The sequence below is a fragment of the Oceanisphaera marina genome (assembly GCF_014643915.1).
Taxonomy (GTDB): Bacteria; Pseudomonadota; Gammaproteobacteria; order Enterobacterales; family Aeromonadaceae; genus Oceanimonas; species Oceanimonas marina.
The window spans coordinates 141262-159259 of record NZ_BMKE01000004.1 but is presented as its reverse complement, the minus strand read 5'-3'; the positions used below and the strand labels follow the sequence as shown (position 1 = coordinate 159259).

12 protein-coding genes are annotated in these 17998 nt (G+C 54.0%); 2 read left to right on the top strand and 10 right to left on the bottom strand.

The window, feature by feature from the left end; all coding sequences use genetic code 11:
• Positions 1 to 139: 139 nt before the first annotated feature.
• Together amtB and IEW52_RS04070 are read right to left on the bottom strand one after the other, a co-directional pair.
• Positions 140 to 1366, bottom strand: coding sequence for an ammonium transporter AmtB (gene amtB, locus IEW52_RS04075; RefSeq protein ID WP_188628800.1), 1227 nt, complete (start codon positions 1364 to 1366; stop codon positions 140 to 142).
• Between the two features lie 14 nt (positions 1367 to 1380).
• Positions 1381 to 1719, bottom strand: a complete 339-nt coding sequence (locus tag IEW52_RS04070) for a P-II family nitrogen regulator (protein ID WP_188628799.1) — start codon at positions 1717 to 1719, stop codon at positions 1381 to 1383.
• Positions 1720 to 1905: 186 nt separating this feature from the next.
• Between IEW52_RS04070 and arfB the strand changes: the two genes are divergently transcribed.
• The gene (gene arfB, locus IEW52_RS04065; protein WP_188628798.1) at positions 1906 to 2322 is read left to right on the top strand and encodes an alternative ribosome rescue aminoacyl-tRNA hydrolase ArfB; all 417 of its coding nucleotides are present in this window, start codon (positions 1906 to 1908) and stop codon (positions 2320 to 2322) included.
• 55 nt (positions 2323 to 2377) lie between these two features.
• Here arfB and IEW52_RS04060 read toward each other — a convergent pair whose 3' ends face one another.
• Both IEW52_RS04060 and IEW52_RS04055 read right to left on the bottom strand, forming a co-directional pair.
• Positions 2378 to 2737: a YacL family protein gene (locus IEW52_RS04060; RefSeq protein ID WP_188628797.1), complete on the bottom strand. Its 360-nt coding sequence runs from the start codon at positions 2735 to 2737 to the stop codon at positions 2378 to 2380.
• Between the two features lie 62 nt (positions 2738 to 2799).
• Positions 2800 to 3840, bottom strand: a complete 1041-nt coding sequence (locus IEW52_RS04055) for a sterol desaturase family protein (RefSeq protein ID WP_188628796.1) — start codon at positions 3838 to 3840, stop codon at positions 2800 to 2802.
• A 459-nt stretch (positions 3841 to 4299) separates the two neighbouring features.
• Between IEW52_RS04055 and IEW52_RS04050 the strand changes: the two genes are divergently transcribed.
• The gene (locus tag IEW52_RS04050; RefSeq protein WP_188628795.1) at positions 4300 to 5730 is read left to right on the top strand and encodes a uracil-xanthine permease family protein; all 1431 of its coding nucleotides are present in this window, start codon (positions 4300 to 4302) and stop codon (positions 5728 to 5730) included.
• Positions 5731 to 5861: 131 nt separating this feature from the next.
• On the opposite strand, the gene IEW52_RS04045 is transcribed toward IEW52_RS04050, so the two are convergent.
• The 6 genes from IEW52_RS04045 to lpdA all read right to left on the bottom strand — a co-directional run bounded on the left by IEW52_RS04045 (position 5862) and on the right by lpdA (position 17975).
• Positions 5862 to 6542 (bottom strand): Fe2+-dependent dioxygenase, encoded by a 681-nt coding sequence (locus IEW52_RS04045; protein WP_188628794.1) that lies wholly within the window; start codon positions 6540 to 6542, stop codon positions 5862 to 5864.
• 165 nt (positions 6543 to 6707) lie between these two features.
• Complete coding sequence (locus tag IEW52_RS04040; protein WP_188628793.1) at positions 6708 to 8912, bottom strand: TonB-dependent receptor; 2205 nt, start codon at positions 8910 to 8912, stop codon at positions 6708 to 6710.
• 215 nt (positions 8913 to 9127) lie between these two features.
• The gene (acnB, locus tag IEW52_RS04035; RefSeq protein WP_188628792.1) at positions 9128 to 11725 is read right to left on the bottom strand and encodes a bifunctional aconitate hydratase 2/2-methylisocitrate dehydratase; all 2598 of its coding nucleotides are present in this window, start codon (positions 11723 to 11725) and stop codon (positions 9128 to 9130) included.
• Positions 11726 to 11965: 240 nt separating this feature from the next.
• Positions 11966 to 14272 (bottom strand): patatin-like phospholipase family protein, encoded by a 2307-nt coding sequence (locus IEW52_RS04030; RefSeq protein WP_188628791.1) that lies wholly within the window; start codon positions 14270 to 14272, stop codon positions 11966 to 11968.
• Positions 14273 to 14448: 176 nt separating this feature from the next.
• On the bottom strand, positions 14449 to 16320 hold the full coding sequence (locus IEW52_RS04025) for a methyl-accepting chemotaxis protein (protein ID WP_188628790.1): 1872 nt from the start codon (positions 16318 to 16320) through the stop codon (positions 14449 to 14451).
• A gap of 227 nt (positions 16321 to 16547) precedes the next feature.
• Positions 16548 to 17975, bottom strand: coding sequence for a dihydrolipoyl dehydrogenase (lpdA, locus tag IEW52_RS04020; protein ID WP_188628789.1), 1428 nt, complete (start codon positions 17973 to 17975; stop codon positions 16548 to 16550).
• Between the last annotated feature and the right edge of the window lie 23 nt (positions 17976 to 17998).

Sequence of the window (17998 nt, the reverse complement as noted above, 5' to 3'; positions counted from 1 at the left end):
ATGATGAAAGTTTTCATCCGCAATCACATTACCGATATATTGCCGAATTTATCCGTCCCTGTCTTTGCGCAGGCGCAATAAAAAAGGAAGCCCGCAGACTTCCTTTTTGTCATTGCCATGCGATGGCAGCGACTGATACTCAACTGCGCTTCAGCGTCACAAACTCGGGATAGGCATCAACACCACAATCTATCCTGTCCATGCCCGACAGCTCTTCCTCCTCGGTCACTCTGATGCCCATGCTGCGCTTGAGCAGATACCAGACCAGCAAACTGGCGCCGAACACCCAACCACCGATCACCAGGGCACCAACCAACTGAATCCAGAGCGTGGCGTCGGGGTTGGCCACCGGCACCAGCAAAAGCCCCAGCACACCGCAGACACCGTGCACCGAAATGGCTCCAACCGGATCATCGATGCGCAGCTTGTCCAACATCACAATGGCATACACCACCACCATGCCCGCCAGCAGGCCGATGCCGGCCGCCCACAGATGGCTAGGCGACAGCGGATCGGCGGTAATCGCCACCAGGCCGGCCAGCGCGCCGTTGAGGATCATGGTGAGATCGGCCTTGCCCCAGGTCAACTTGGTCACAGCCAGGGCCCCGATGGCACCGGCGGCCGCTGCCGCATTGGTGTTGACGAAAATGCCGGCCACGGCGGTGGCATTTTCAACATCCGACAGCAACAGCTGCGAGCCACCGTTAAACCCAAACCAGCCCATCCACAGAATAAAGGTACCCAGAGTGGCCAGCGGCATGTTGGATCCGGGAATGGGATGAATCTCCCCCTTCTTGCCGTATTTGCCATTACGAGCGCCCAACAGCAAGACGCCTGCCAAGGCTGCACAGGCCCCAGCCAGATGCACTATGCCAGAGCCGGCAAAGTCAACGAACCCCCATTCAGACAGAAAACCGCCGCCCCAGGTCCAGTAGCCTTCTATGGGATAGATAAAACCGGTCATCACCAGACTGAACGCGAGAAACACCCACAGCTTCATGCGCTCGGCCACGGCACCGGAGACGATGGACATGGCAGTGGCAACAAACACCACCTGAAAGAAAAAGTCCGCCTCAAGCGCATGACTGGCCCCCGCATCCACCTGCCCTATCAAGCCGCCCAGGCTTGGCAACCAGCCGCCTTCCGGGTTATTCAAGTACATGAGGTGATAGCCCACCAGCAGATACATGGTGCAGGCGATGGCAAACAGCAGCACGTTCTTGGTGAGAATTTCGGTGGTATTCTTGGCCCGTACCAGGCCCGCCTCCAGCATGGCAAAACCCGCCGCCATCCACATAACCAGCACACCGGATATCAGAAAATAAAAGGTATCCAGAGCAAATTTGATTTCCGTTAAGGTATCCATTGGCTTTCCCTCGCTTAAATGGCTTCCATATCTCGTTCGCCGGTACGAATACGCACGCTTTGCTGCAAGTCGTAGACAAACAACTTGCCGTCGCCTATTTTACCGGTGTGAGCCGCCTCCATGATGGCGTCGATAATCCACTCCACCTGATCGCTGTGTGCGGCAATTTCGAGTTTGATTTTGGGCAGAAAGTCGACGCTGTATTCGGCACCTCGATACAGTTCGGTGTGCCCTTTCTGCCGGCCAAAGCCTTTGACCTCAGACACCGTCATGCCGTGAATGCCCGCTCTGGCCAGTGCCGTGCGTACATCATCCAGCTTGAAGGGTTTGATAATGGCGCAAATCATTTTCATGGTGAGCCTCCTTGTTTTTACCATCACGACCGTGGTGGTCATTAATAACAAACAAGCTTCATGCCAACTTTTTATATCTTTATTATCAAATAGTTATATTGAGCATACGAGGGGGTGACGAGGCCGTGATATGATGTTGGTGCAATCGATACACTAAAAGCACCAAAAGAGTGCAATGGAGCAAACATGTTATTGTTATCTGCCCGCGTGCAGATCCCTGAGCAGGAAATAGAGTTTATCACCATGCGATCCAGTGGCCCTGGTGGACAGCATGTGAATAAAACCGACTCGGCGGTACAGCTGCGCTTCAACTACGCCAACAGCCCCAGCCTGCCGGAAAGCTACAAGATGGCGCTGGCCGGTATGAGGGACAATCGTATACTGGAGTCGGGCTGGATCATGATCCGTGTCGAGAGTCATCGCAGCCAGCTGACGAACAAGGAAACCGCCAAGGAAGCCCTCATCGCGCTGTTGCAGCAAGCCGGCAAACCGGTCAAGGTCCGTCGTCCCACCAAGCCGAGCAAGGCCGCCAAACGCAAGCGCGCCGACAGCAAAATCCATCGCGGGAAAATCAAAAGCGCAAGAGGGAAGGTCAAGCTGTGACTGGGGAATGGGGACTCGGTCGTATAATCCCTAATCCCTAATCACCAATCCCTGTTTACCGGTTACTGCAGAAGTCTTGCCACTGTTCCAGTACCCGGGCCAGATCATCCAGTCCGCAGCCGGCGTAATGTTCATCATCGTAATAGGCCATGCCATCTTCCAGATCGTCGCTATCAAATGCCAGGGCATGGGCGCTCAATTCGGCTTCTTCTGCCGTTAACAGCAAGGAGCATTCGGCGTAACTTTTCTTGAACTCGGGCAATTCACCAGCCGCCAGCTTTTCCATCACCGCCAACAGTTCGGCCGCTTCTGTCAGGCTTATTTCGTCGGTCAGCCACTGCCCCATCACTTCGTGTCCCATACTGAACCGGGCACGATGATGACCATTCAGATCGCGAAAAAATTCAAATTCCACAGCCACCTCCAACAATAAAGCCGCGATTCTACTCTCGGTAATCGATAGTGAACAGCGCTGATTCAGCCAGCCGGATTCAAGGGCGGTCGTCGACCGCCCAGTCGTAGCCTGATACGGTCGCGTAACCGGCTGAAAGTAAGGATAAATGGCAGGAAGATCAACGCCCACAGGCTGCGGTAGCGGTTGTTTTCCGGCTTGCCGGCGCCAAAAGTCAGGGGCTCAGGCTGCCAGCCGGTGACATAGAGGGTGCCGAACATCCAGTCCCAGATCGACAGGTTGGTGCCAAAATTGCGATTGAAGTGTTTGGGATCGTTGCTGTGATGGATCTGGTGCTGAGCCGGGCTGTTAATCAGATGCTCGACCACAGGACCGAACGACAACCAGATATGGGTATGCCGCAGGTTGGCGGCCAATGAGTTGAACAGCAGTACCAGATAGCTGGAACCGAACAGGGTGTATTTGCTGACGCTGCCGCCACACAGATAATAAAAGCCACCGGCGTAGGCGCCGATAAAGACACCCTTGATGATTTTTTCCGCCACCTTTTCCACTATATGGATACGGCTGGCGGTAGCAGGCACCATCACCTCCGCCGAGTGGTGCACCTTGTGAAACTCCCACAGCCAGCGACAGTGAAAGGCCCGGTGCACCCAGTAATGCACGCAGTCCGCTATCAGGAACAATCCCAGGCCATAGAGCATCATCAGCCCCATGTTTTCACCCAGTTGTGGCCGCTCTCCCCAGACTCGCTCGAAAAAGCCCACATAGTGACCGGAATCCCAGAGATAGGGATCCACCAGCCCCATTACCGGCAGTACAAACAGCAGCTTGAGTATTCCGCGCACCAGATAATACTGATAGTCCAGCCGCGCCGAAGGATGCCAGAGCACGTCTCGAGCGCCGATAAAACGCCAGTAGCTGGTGGCAGTCGTGGTGCCATCCTGCTGACGCAGCCGGTAAAGCAGCGACGCCATCAGATAGGATAAGCCCAGAAAAACCACCGAAAAACGGCCATTGAGATCAAAGATACCGATGAACCTGTCAATGACAGGATCCAGCAGCAAGGCCTGTAAGGACACAAGCAACTCTTCAGGGCGTTCCATGTTGTATCTCCGTGAAACTTATTCGTTCAGCCACAGCCCATCACCTGGCGTCCCATGCAAAATCAGACACTATGATGACCGTTCGAATCGTTAACAAATTCAAGTTCCACAGCAGATCCACTGGCAGGCAATAAAGAGGGGGCATAAATAATGAAGCCGGATTTTACTCCTACTGACAAGCGGCTAACAAGCAGGTAATTCAACAGGGCGGGTTGCTGGCGGCACCTTGCATGAACAATATGAATACCTTGATGAAATTAATGCATAATATGAATTGGTCACAATATGACATCTCACGTATTCTATGCGCCCACAAATATCGAGCAGCACTCGGTAATCTAGCAGATAAACAACCAACAACATTAACCAGTGTTCAACAAAACACCTGCAACAGACCAACAATAAAAAACAACGAGCCGGCAATCAATAAATTGTACACACCATTGGAACGCAGACACCATGAGTCACAGCACAAGTAATCAGCTCAACCAACAGGAACTTGTCTACAAGCTACACGACAAGCCCCCCTTCATTCAGTCTCTTTTTGCCGCGGTTCAGCATTTGCTGGCGCTGTTTGTGGCCGTCATTACGCCGCCACTGATCATTTGCCAAACTCTGGGCATTCCCGCCGCCGATACCGCGCACATCATCAGCATGTCGCTGTTTATCACCGGGGTGGCCTCGTTTATACAGATGAAACGCTTTGGGCCGGTAGGCACCGGCCTGTTGTCGATTCAAGGCACCAGCTTCAACTTTCTAGGCCCTATTATTGCCAGCGGCCTGGCAATGAAAGACGGTGGAGTGAGCACCGAAGCCATGCTGGCGGCCATTTTTGGCACCGCCTTGCTGGCCGCGCCGACCGAGATGATACTGTCCCGCTTTTTACACCTGGCTCGCCGTATTATTTCACCATTGGTGAGCGGTATTATCGTGACTCTGATCGGCCTGACTTTGATCCAGCTGGGCTTGACCTCCATTGGCGGCGGTTATGGTGCCATGTCTGACGGCACTTTTGGCTCGCTGGAAAACCTGGCACTGGCCGGCACCGTACTGGGCATTATCGTGGTCATGAACTGTATTCCCAATCCATATATTCGCCTGTCTTCCATTCTGGTCGCCATGGTGGCCGGCACCTTGCTGGCCTGGTACATGGGAAAACTGCCACCGGCAGAAATAGCGGATATTCCCGCCATCGCCTTTCCTATTCCGCTGCAATACGGCCTGGGTTTTGAGGCTTCGCTGTTTATTCCTCTGGTACTGGTATTTTTGATTACCGCACTGGAAGGCATAGGGGATACCACGGCCACCTCGGAAGTCTCCGGCGAGCCGGTCTCTGGCCCTACTTACATGAAGCGCATCAAGGGCTGTGTGCTGGGTGACGGCATCAACTCGTCACTGGCTTCGGTTTTCAATACCTTCCCGGTGTCGACCTTCAGCCAGAACAACGGCGTGATCCAGATGACGGGTGTCGCCAGCCGCCATGTGGGCTTCTTTGTGGCAGGCATTCTGGTGTTAATGGGCCTGTTTCCCGCCATCAGTACCCTGGTGCAACGTATTCCCGAGCCAGTGCTGGGTGGAGCAACCCTGGTAATGTTTGGCTCTATTGCCGCCGCCGGGGTGCGCATCCTGTCTCGCGAACGGTTAGACAGACGCGCCTTGTTTATCATGGCGATTTCTTTCGGCGTTGGTTTGGGGGTCTCTCAGGTACCGGATATCCTGCAGTTTATGCCTGCTCTGGTAAAAAATGTGTTCTCATCAGGCATGGCAGCCGGTGGTATTGTGGCCATTATACTCAACCTGGTGATGCCACTGAGCCCACAAGCCAAAGCAGACGAACAAGCACAAGACGCACTGGACGCTGAGACCTTGCTGCAAGAGCAAGCCAGTTAATCAAGAGTGACCGCTGAATAATAAAAGCCGACCAGGCAAATGCCCGGTCGGCTTTTTTATTGCAAGAACAAGGCTGTGCGCCGTATACCAGCCCCTCGATAAACGAGCGTAAAGCACCGTTCGTCTTAGCTTTAAAGGGCCCAGCGACGCAGCAGGTTGTGGTACACACCGGTCAGCTGAATGCTGGTGTCACTATCGGCACCCAGCTGCTGGTTAACCTGTTGAATACTGGTGTCCAGATCAAACAGCAAGGTGCGCTGGCCATCGTCGCGCACCATGCTCTGGATCCAGAAAAAAGAGCTGATCCGGGCCCCCGCCGTGACCGGCTTGACCTGATGCAGGCTGGTTGAGGGATATAAAATCAAGTCACCCGCCGGCAGTTTAACGCTGTGGGCGCCATAGCTGTCTTCTATTACCAGCTCGCCACCTTCATATTCATCCGGCTCACAAAAAAACAGCGTGGCCGACAAGTCGGTGCGAATGGCCTCGCCGGTCGCGCCATTAAAGCGAATCGAATTGTCCACATGCACACCAAAGGATTGCCCTCCCTGATAACAGTTGAACAAGGGCGGAAATATTTTTGCCGGCAAGGCGCCGGCGACAAACAAGGGGTTGCTGGATAAGGCCGTGGTGATCATGTTCCCGATATAACGAGCATGCTCGTCATCTTCGGCCAGCTGCAAGTTGTGCTTTGCCATGGACGACTGAAAGCCAGCGGTGCTTTTACCATCACCCCAGGAGGCCGCCAGTAATAACTCTCGACACTCGGCCAGCTGCTCGGCACTGAGCACGCCGGGAATATGTAACATCATAATAAAGTCACTCTACTGAAAGCGGTACGCTATACGTTAAACGCCATACGTAAGACGGTGTGCTCTTAACCTATGGCGTATAACGTAGCACTTAACAATCCGCCGTACGCAAAAGACGATGTTTATCTTTAACGTACGGCGTACAGCGTAAAACGTCAGACGTTATTAGAAGCGATAGTTGGCAGACAGTACCGCCGAGCGGCCATCGCCCAGCTCAACCGCAGAGCTGCGGTTATCCAGACCCGGGCGACCGCGCACCCGCTCTACGTACTCTTCGTCAAACAGGTTATTCACGTTCAACTGCAGGCTGAAAGCTTCATTTACCTGATAAGAGGCCATGGCGTTGTGCACCCAATAGCTGTCCAGCTTGGCTTCCACATCAGACGCTACGTGGCGAGAGCCGACATAACGGGCGCCATAGCCCATTTCCACACCCGGTACCAGCTCGTAGGTGGTCCACAGGTTGGCGCTGTTGCGGGGTGTATTGCCCAGCGGCTGACCAACAGGATCACGTCCGCCTGTTTGTGGCTTGGCCACAGAAGCCAGAGTTTCGCTATCGAGCAAGGTATAGTTGGCAAACACCTTCCACTGCTCGGTAATTTCACCGGTCAGACCCAGCTCGACGCCCTGTACCCGCTGCTCGCCAGCCAGTTCAAGTTCATTGGTCAACTCATTGGTTTCCCGGGCATTGGTTTTGTCTACCCGGAACAAGGCGCCATCCAGGCCCAAACGACCATCCATCAGCTCCCACTTGGTACCCAGCTCCCAGGTATTGCTTTTCTCTGGTTTCAAGCTCTCACCCGACACTCGGCCCGAGGTTGCCAACGCTTCTGCCGCAGGGTTAAAGGAAGTGCCATAGGCCAGATAAACTCGGCCATTATCGGCCGGCTTGTAAACGATACCGGCACGACCGCTGAACATTTTATCACTGGTAGTGACAGTATCACCGTTGGTCTTGTCGCTGGTTTCACCGGATACCCAGTCGTGACGCAAGCCCAGGCTCAAGTCCCACTTGGGTGCTAAGCCAATAGTATCAAACACATATAAAGCTTTCGTGTTTAGTACCGCATCGCTACCGCCGCGAGGGGTAACTGTAGTGCTGCCTTCCCAGTTTCCTGGTGGGTTAAATAAATCGTACCCACCTGTTGGATACGGATTTGCAGTAGAGCCCAGGCCATAGTTAGAAGCGGTTAAATCATAGGTTTCACGAGATATCTCCCCCCCAACCAGCATGTCATGAGTCAGACTACCGGTATTAAACTCTGTGCTTAACCCTAATTGGTTAACCCAGAGATCGGTTTTAGCATCGCGACGATAAGCCTGTGGTCCCGCTGGCAAGTATTTACCCGGCGCTAAACCATCGGTATTCACATGCGAAGCAGAGATAGTGGTATCCCGATCGACTCGGCTATAACGGGTCTGGTTTTCAATACGCGTGCTGTCATTCAGCTCGTGCTCAAGCTTGAGAGTAATGGCATCGGACTGGATTTTTTCTTCGTCCAGATTGCGCCAGCCAAAGTAAGACTCACGACCTACACCGGGCAACACCTCGCCATTTATCGCCGGCAGGCCGTAGTCGGGCAGGTTATCGTCGGTCTGGTGGAAGTAGCTCAAGGTGGCACGGGTTTCTTCGCTCAGGCCTATGGTGATCGAGGGGGCGATACCAAAGCGTTCACGGTCGATATCATTGCGGCCCGGTACATCGTTTTCATGGGCCATCAGGTTGATACGAAAAGCGCTGTCCACACCAACATCGTCCAGTGTCTTGTTGGCATCCAGCGTCAGGCGGCGGTAGTTATCCGTGCCCAGGCTGGCACCCACTTCGGCAAAGTCTCGCAGCTTGGGCGCCTTGCTCACCTGGTTGATGGCGCCACCTGTGGTACCGGCACCACCAAACACCGAGTTGGGACCTTTCAGCACTTCTACCTGTTCAATATTGAAGGTGTCGGTGCGGTTGTTCTGGCTGCTGTCGCGCAGGCCATCTATCTGCATATTGGAGTTGGCACTGAAGCCGCGAATATTGATCTTGTCGCCAGAGCCACCGCCGCCCTCGCCGGCATCAAAGGTGATGCCAGACACATTGGACAGCACCTGACGCAGGCTTAGCGCCTGCTGCTCCTTCATGACCTCTTTGGGTACAACGGTCACGGTTTGTGGCGTATCGAGCAGCGGTTTCACGTATTTGCCGGATGCCGACTGATGGGTCTTGTAACCCTGCGCTCGCGCTTCTTGCACTGTAATGGTATCTAGCTGGGTCACGCCTTGAGCATTGGCTTGTGCAGCAACGGCCAGCGAGGCCACCGCCAGCCCGACAGCGGGCACCAGAATGTTTCGGGGCGGGCGAGAAGAGGATTCAATAAAAGTGGGCACTGGCAACTCCTGTAAAAATCAAAACAAAATCAAACGAATCTAAAGGCGAGTCATTCTCATTTAATATTTGATTTAGATCAACTTTAATTCTCACTTTTCCTGAAAAGTTCCGCTAATCTTTAAAAGTTTTCAGCAACTATTGAACCGCACTCATGCTCCAGATCGAAAAAAGCCAGCACTAGGCTGGCTTTTTATCAGGTGATTGAGCGACTCAATCAGATGGCTTGCTGCACTATGACCGTACCGGCTTTTTCTACGTAGCTGTCCAGCTCATCAAAGTTCAGGTAGCGATAGGTATCGGCTGCCGTGGCGTTCAACTGCTCGGCATACTGCAGGTACTCGGCCACGGTCGGCAGTTTGCCGTGAATGGCCGCAACCGCCGCCAGCTCAGCCGAAGCCAGATACACGTTGGCGCCTTTACCCAACCGGTTGGGGAAGTTACGGGTTGAAGTCGACACCACAGTGCTGTTATCGGCAACACGTGCCTGGTTACCCATGCACAAGGAACATCCCGGCGTTTCGATGCGCGCGCCCACTCGACCAAAGATGCCGTAGTAGCCTTCACTGGTCAGCTGATCCTTGTCCATCTTGGTGGGCGGAGCCACCCACAGACGCGTTGGCAGCTGGCCCTTGTACTTGTCGAGCAGTTTGCCCGCGGCGCGGAAATGACCAATGTTGGTCATGCAAGAGCCGATAAAGACCTCTTCAATCACCTCACCGGTCACCTCGGACAACAGACGGGCATCGTCCGGATCGTTTGGCGCACACAGAATCGGCTCCTTGATCTCGTTCATGTCGATTTCCAGCACATGGGCGTACTCGGCATCGGCATCGGCTGACATCAGTTCCGGGTTGGCCAGCCAGTCTTCCATGCCCTTGATACGACGCTCTATGGTACGACGATCGCCATAACCTTCGGAGATCATCCACTTCAGCATCACTATGTTGGAGCTGAGGTACTCGGCAATCGGCTCTTCATCCAGCTTGATGGTACAACCGGCGGCGGAGCGCTCGGCCGTGGCATCGGCCAGTTCGAACGCCTGTTCGACTTTCAACTGGGGCAGGCCTTCAATTTCTACTACCCGACCGGAAAACTCGTTGATCTTGCCTTCTTTGGCCACGGTCAGCAGGCCGTTTTTAATGCCGTAATAGGGAATGGCATGCACCAGGTCACGCAGCGTAATGCCCGGCTGCATGTCGCCTTTGAAGCGCACCAATACCGATTCCGGCATATCCAGCGGCATCACACCGGTGGCGGCGGCAAACGCGACCAGACCCGAGCCCGCAGGGAATGAAATACCAATCGGGAAGCGGGTGTGCGAATCACCACCGGTACCTACGGTATCGGGCAGCAACATACGATTCAGCCAGGAGTGAATAACACCATCGCCCGGGCGCAGAGACACACCGCCACGGTTCATGATGAAATCGGGCAGCGTATGGTGAGTGTTGACATCAATCGGCTTGGGGTAAGCAGAAGTATGGCAGAACGACTGCATGGTCAGGTCGGCAGAAAAGCCCAGACAGGCCAGGTCTTTCAGTTCATCACGGGTCATGGGGCCTGTGGTGTCCTGAGAGCCGACCGTGGTCATTTTTGGCTCGCAATACTGGTTGGGGCGCACGCCTTTCACGCCGCACGCCTTGCCCACCATTTTTTGTGCCAGGGTAAAGCCTTTGTTGGACTCGACAACCGCAGCAGGACGCTTGAACACGGTAGAGGTGTCCAGACCCAGCGACTCACGGGCCTTGTCGGTCAGGCCACGGCCGATGATCAACGGAATACGGCCACCGGCGCGCACTTCATCCAGCAGCACATCGGTTTTAAGCGCAAAGGTGCTCAGCACTTCATCGCTGTTATGGCGGCAGATTTTGCCTTCATAAGGATAAATGTCGATCACATCACCGGTATTCAGCTTGGCAACGTCACATTCGATAGGCAAGGCACCGGCATCTTCCATGGTGTTGAAGAAGATGGGGGCAATTTTATTACCGATGCAGATGCCACCGGCGCGCTTGTTGGGCACGAAGGGAATATCGTCGCCCATGTGCCACAGCACAGAGTTGGTCGCAGACTTGCGGCTGGAGCCGGTACCCACAACGTCACCCACATAGACCAGCGGAAACCCTTGTTCTTTCAAGGTATTAATCGCCTTGATGGGGCCAATAACGCCTTCTTCGTCCGGCTCTATACCTGGGCGGGCGTTTTTCAGCATTGCCAGGGCGTGCAGCGGAATGTCGGGACGAGACCAGGCATCCTGAGCAGGAGAGAGGTCATCGGTGTTGGTTTCGCCAGAGACCTTGAACACCGTCATGGTGATCTTGTCGGCCAGCTTGTTGCGCTGTAAAAACCATTCGGCTTCAGCCCAGGACTGCATCACCTGTTTGGCAAAAATATTACCTGCCTTGGCTTTTTCTTCTACATCGTGAAACGCATCAAACATCAGCAGGGTGTGGCTGAGAGCATGAGCGGCAATGGGAGCTAATGCATCCAGGTCCAGCAGCTCTATCAGTGGCGCTATGTTATAGCCGCCCTGCATGGTGCCCAGCAGCTCGGTGGCCTGTTCGGCAGACACTACGGGCGAGGTCACTTCGCCTTTGGCGACGGCGGCCAGGAAACCGGCTTTTACATAAGCGGCTTCATCCACACCGGGGGGAATACGGGTAGACAGCAATTCATATAGAAAGGATTCTTCGCCGGCGGGAGGGTTTTTGAGTAATTCAACCAGGGCGGCGACTTGCTCTGCGTCGAGGGGTTTGGCAACAATTCCCTCAACGGCACGTTCTTCGACGTGTTTACGGTAGGCTTCAAGCACGGACTGTATCCTCTTGTTATCATTCGCCATCTCGGGCGGAAATATCCTTGTTGGGGCTTGTACCCAGGTGCTGGACCTTGCTACAAACACCCTTGCGGATGCCGCTGCAGTATATAAGTTTTAACGCTAAATTAAAATCTGGCCCCCTGCCCCTTTGGTCAAATACGGGATTAAGCCGATGTTTTTAAAACTAATTATCTGCATATATGTCGGCCGAATCACACAAACAACCTATTAACATCAAAAGCTGAACAGGTTGCCGAAATACAGGTAAATACTGCTCTTATCTCCTTCCCCCTGACCATAAGCCAGATACAAAGGCCCCCAATTGGTATCTACCCCGATGAAAATGCTGCCTGCGGTCAGTGCCGACTCCCAGCTCACGTCGGCCCCTGTGTTCCACACCCCGCCCCGCTCAAGCGAGCCGCCAAGGTAAACCGGTGACCGAAAGGCACCAAAATCATTGTCAAACCAGCGGTAGTGATACAGCAAACCGGCAAAACCACTGTAACGACCGCTCAGTTGATCGCGCTGATAACCGGATAAATTGAACAAGCCCCCCAGGCTGCGGGCAAAGACCGGCACTTCCTGCTCGGCACTCGACCCACCCAGTGCCAGCTTGCTGATCAGTGTATGGCGATTGAACGCAACAGGCTGCAGCCATTCCAGCTCATAGTCGAGGCCGGTCACACTGTTACGCTCGTTCTCCAACTCCAGGCTATTGCGAAAATAACCCAGCTTCATCTCTAGCGCCGCCCCCTGTGAGGGGAAAAATACATTATCCAGGGTGTCGTAACCGAAGCGTAAATAAGGGCCCACCGAATCAACATCCAGCTTTTGATCTACATTACGTGCATCAAGGCTGCCTACCAGGCCCTGCACCCCCAGTGCCAGCTCACTCCAGGGGCGCAGGTTGTAGCCCAATTCGGTATTCGCACTCCAGGTGACATAGTCCACATCCAGACTGGTGAGTGGCCGAAACAGATCGTACTGCGGGTCATTCACATCAAAGAAGAAACTACGCTCGCGCTGTTCATATTCGCCGCGCAACTTCCAGAAAACATCGTAATCGGACACTATCGGCGTATAAATCTCACTGGCAATCCGCTTGTTGCTGCCAAACGTCGCTTCCACCAGCCATTCCCCGCCCAGCATGTTGATATTGGTGCGGCGAAACTGGGCGCCAATTTCATAATTGGAGCGATTGGTAAAATCATCTTCCAGGGCAAATTTCAGGTCGACAAACCCCGGCCCCCAGCCCTTTTCACTGGTTTGTACCGTTAATACTTGCTCCCCTTGCTCTTCTTCGATGCGATAACTCACCCGCTCGAACGCATCCAGGGCATAAAGCCGACGCACCCCGTTTTCCAGATCTTCGGTTTGATGAAACTGACCAGGCACCAGGCCCAGCACATCCAGAATCACCTTTTCGCTGAGTTTGGAGCGGTTTTTTACTTCAACCCGGTCCAGATACACGGCATTGGAGCGCTGCAGTTGCGCCCGGCGGTCCAGCTTTTCGGACTGATAATCAAAGTAGTCTTGCTCGCTCAAGGATAACGCCTGCAGTTGTGGTAACCGTGTTTGTGCCGCCTGCTCTCCTCGGCGAATCGCCTCGGGCATCAGCTCAAAGTCTCCCACACCTATCCCCTCTATGGCAGGGCGTATCAGAATATCCTGGTCCTGCATCAGGGCAATCTGACGATCGGTACTGGATCGCGTCAGGTAATTGGTAAGCTGACTGACCATGGCCAGGGCACCGTCCAACTGGGCACGAGATAGCATGGCATCACCAATATCCACGGCGATAACGATATCGGCACCCAGCGCGCGCGCCACGTCTACCGGCATGTTGTTCACCACGCCGCCATCGGCCAACAGACGATCGTCAATTTCTACCGGCTGCAGCACACCGGGCACCGACATGGAAGCCTGCATTGCGGTGGCCAGATGCCCTTCTTCCAGAATAACGGGGGTCACGGTTTCCATGTCGGTGGCGACGGCACGAAAGGGAATCGGTAAATCGTCAAAGCTGTTCAGCCCCGGCAGGTTCAGGGTACTTTTTCGCAACAGGGCGCCCATGGCCTGGCCTTGAAAAAAGCCCCCGGGCAAGCTCAGTTGCCAATCCTGATTAATACCGATATCGGTGCGTAATAAAAACTCGTCGTTCTGCCGCTTGCGGCGCAGTGATAGCTCATCACGCCCCACCTTGTCCTGATAGCCCTGATTCCAGTCCAGAGCCAGCAACTGTTGTTCAAGTTCCTTGGCATCCAGTCCCAGAGCATACATACCCGCCACATAGGCGCCCATGCTGGTACCGGTGACAATATCCACAGGAATACGCAGCGCTTCCAGTGCCTTGATAACGCCGATATGCGCCGCCCCCTTGGCCCCACCGCCACTCAATACCAGGGCAATTTTTGGTCGCTCTACCGGCCGCGCAGGCAATGCTTCGATTAAATCTGTCTGGCCACTGGAGTCGGTTTGCGCCTGGCCATAAGCAAACGAGCTGCCAAGCCATAACAATAGGAACAACACATAACAGCGCATGATAACGACAACTCAAAGGCAACAAGGGGGAATCATTGTAAGGTGCCCGGCCAGAAAAAACAGCGTTTAAGGACAGAGCTGAGCCGCAGACTGTCGGTTAAAAAAAACCGGCCCTGTCAAGGGCCGGTGTTGGATGCTAATTCGGTGCCGGGCGCCTGATGCTCGACGCCATTTAGTCAGGGTAACTGAAAACGGCCGATCAGGCGCTGCAGTTCGCTGCCCTGGCGAGCCAGTTCGGCGCTGCTGGCGGCCGTTTGCTCGGTCGCGGCGGCGGAGTGATCCGACACTTCCCGGATGCTGAACACAGAACGATTAATCTCTTCAGCTACCGTGCTTTGTTCTTCCGCGGCAGTGGCAATCTGGCTGTTCATCTGCTGAATATCAGACACAGAACGAGTAATCGCCCGAATAGATGCTCCCGCCTCGTTGGCGATGGTGACGGTTTCCAGGGCCATGGCCGTACTTTCTTCCATCATCACCACGGATGCTTGCGCCTTTTTTTGCAGGCCCAGGATCAGGGTTTCAATTTCGGAAGTTGCCTTTTGGGTACGTTGAGCCAGAGCCCGAACCTCGTCGGCCACCACCGCAAAACCACGCCCCTGTTCACCGGCCCGCGCCGCTTCAATGGCCGCGTTCAGTGCCAGTAGATTGGTTTGCTCGGCCACGCCCTTGATCACATCAAGAATGCTGCCGATATTCAGGCTCTCGGCTTCCAGCTGATTAATGGCCTGCAATGACTCGCGAATATCATCCGACAGCTTGCCAATCTGGCTGATGGTCAGGGTGACTTTTTGATCGCCATCACTCGCTTCTCCATCGGCGGTGCGTGCCGAGCCAAATGCCGTTTCGGCATGACGAGCCACTTCCTGTACGGTGGCGGCCATTTCATTCATGGCGGTAGAGACCTGCTCCAGCTCGGTGCGCTGCTGGTTAACACCACTGCGGCTTTGCTCGGAGACCGATGACAGTTCTTCTGCCGACGTCGCGATATGGGTAGCGCTTTGGGTAAGCTCACTCACCAGCTGGCGCAGATTCAGCGTCATGGTCTGCATCTGATCCATCAACTGCCCCAGTTCGTCCTGGCGCTGGTGCTTGATGTCCTGACTGAGATCGCCTTCGGCAATCCGGTTGGCCTGGCGAACCAGCAAGCCTAACGGATTAACGATGCCGCGGGTAATCATGATGGCAAACAGTATGCCCAGAGCCAATCCGCCCAGCGTGACCAGCAGGATAATCAGCTTGGCCTGATTACTGTCATGGGTCATTTTTTCTTCTTGCCAGGTCAGCAGTTGTTCGGCTGCCGCTGCGACACTTGTAGCATGCTCGGTAATACCTTGCTCGGTCGTCGCAAGCGCGTTAATGGTACCGATAAACTCCTGCTCCAGTTGCTGAATCTGCTTTAATTCGGCAAGCAGAGCCTGAATGGCGTTATCGCTCTGTATCAACAGCCGGTTTTCCAACGTATCGATCAAGCCTTTGAGGTTGGAGGACAACTGCTGAGCCGCGCGCTCGTCACGATTCAGCGCAAAATCTTTTTCACTCAGACGAACACCGACCAACCGCACCAGCCAACTCATGGCGCTGTTGTCCCTGGCTTCGAGAGCTTCGACTTTTTGCTGTGCACTCGCGCCCCGTTCATTTAATGCGGCCAGCTGACGATGAAAGGCGTCGTTGAGTTCGGCCATTTTATTCAGCTCGACTTCATAAGCCTGGGTACCTGAGAGAATTTGCCTGGTCAGTGCACGATCATTTGCCGCCGTCAGCATGGTTTGCAGGTGCTCTGCCAGCGTTCTCGACTGGGCCACATAGTTTTTGGCCTGTGCCAGATCATCGGCGTTATTAAGCAGCATGTAGTTTTTCTGGAAGAAACGAGCCTTGGTGACCAGCAGGTCGATATTACCGGCCTGTTCCAGTTTGTCCGAACGCTCCAACACCGAAGACAACGCATAAAAGCTGATACCCGCCGTAAACACCATTGCCGACAGCACTAAAGCAAAGCCTAAGGTAAGCTTGGCTCGTACACTCAAATGACCTAATTTGGATAGCATCTCTATTCCCTTACCTTGGTCGCTTCTTAATTACATTAGATTTATTATATCGACCAATCAAAGATAAAAATGAGCATTTAAATAATAAATAAAACAAAGGGATACATGTGAGACTTACTTCTTCGTATCGTCACACGCATCATCCTCCGTTATAAAAAATGTATGTTCACCAGAAACAAAAACGCCCGGCATTCGCCGGGCGTTTTATTAACCAAGATGAAAGAAGCTTACTTCTTCTTCTTGGCCTTGGGGTTTGGCATATCGGTAATGGAGCCTTCGAATACTTCGGCTGCCATGCCCACAGACTCGTGCAGAGTCGGGTGAGCGTGAATGGTCAGCGCGATGTCTTCGGCGTCGGCACCCATTTCGATGGCCAGACCGATTTCGCCCAACAGCTCGCCGGCGTTGGTACCAATAGTGGCACCACCCAGCACGCGGTGAGTTTCCTTGTCGAAAATCAGCTTGGTCATACCGTAGGCAGAGTCGGAAGCAATGGCTCGGCCAGAAGCCGCCCATGGGAAGCTGGCCACTTCAACACTCAGGCCTTGCTCTTTAGCTTCTTTCTCGGTGATACCTACCCAGGCAACTTCTGGCTCGGTATAAGCGATTGACGGGATCACTTTAGGATCGAAGTAGTGCTTCATGCCGGCAATCACTTCGGCGGCCACATGACCTTCATGCACGCCTTTGTGAGCAAGCATAGGCTGACCCACGATATCACCAATGGCGTGAATGTGTGGCACGTTGGTACGCAGCTGTTTGTCGACGCGGATGAAACCACGCTCGTCGACGTTAACACCGGCTTTCTCGGCGTCCAGCAGCTTGCCGTTTGGCACACGACCAATGGCCACCAGGATGGCGTCGTACACTGTGGTCTCGCTCGCGCCTTTTTTGTCTTCCATGGTCACGTGAATGCCGTCGTCTTTGGCTTCAACAGCAGTAACCTTGGTTTCCAATTTCAGGTTGAACTTGTCTTTTACCTGCTTGGTATAGATCTTGATCAGATCTTTATCCGCAGCCGGGATCACCTGGTCGAACATTTCAACCACGTCGATCTTGGAGCCCAGCGAGTAATATACGGTGCCCATTTCCAGGCCGATAATACCGCCACCCATGACCAGCAGCTTTTCAGGAATTTCGCGCAGCTCTAATGCACCAGTAGAATCCCAAACCCGTGGATCTTCATGGGGAATGAAAGGTAACTGAATAGGACGTGAGCCGGCTGCGATAATGGCGTTATCGAAGTTGATGGTGGTGTTACCGCCCTCGCCTTCTACCACTATGGTGTTAGGGCCGGTGAACTTGCCGTAGCCGTTCACGACCTTGACCTTGCGCATTTTTGCCATGCCACCCAGACCCTGGGTCAGCTGGCCAATGACCTTTTCTTTGTGGCTGCGGATCTTGTCTAGATCGACGGTTGGCTCGGCAAAAGTAACGCCGTGGCTGCCCATCATCTTGGCTTCTTCCATTACTTTAGCGATGTGCAACAAGGCTTTGGAAGGAATACAACCTACGTTCAGACACACACCACCCAGGGTGGAATAACGCTCAACGAGTACGGTTTCCAGACCCAGATCGGCCGCTCGGAAGGCCGCAGAATAACCGGCAGGGCCCGAACCCAATACCACAACCTGAGCTTTAACTTCTTGACTCATGGTGACCTCTATTATGATTTTTA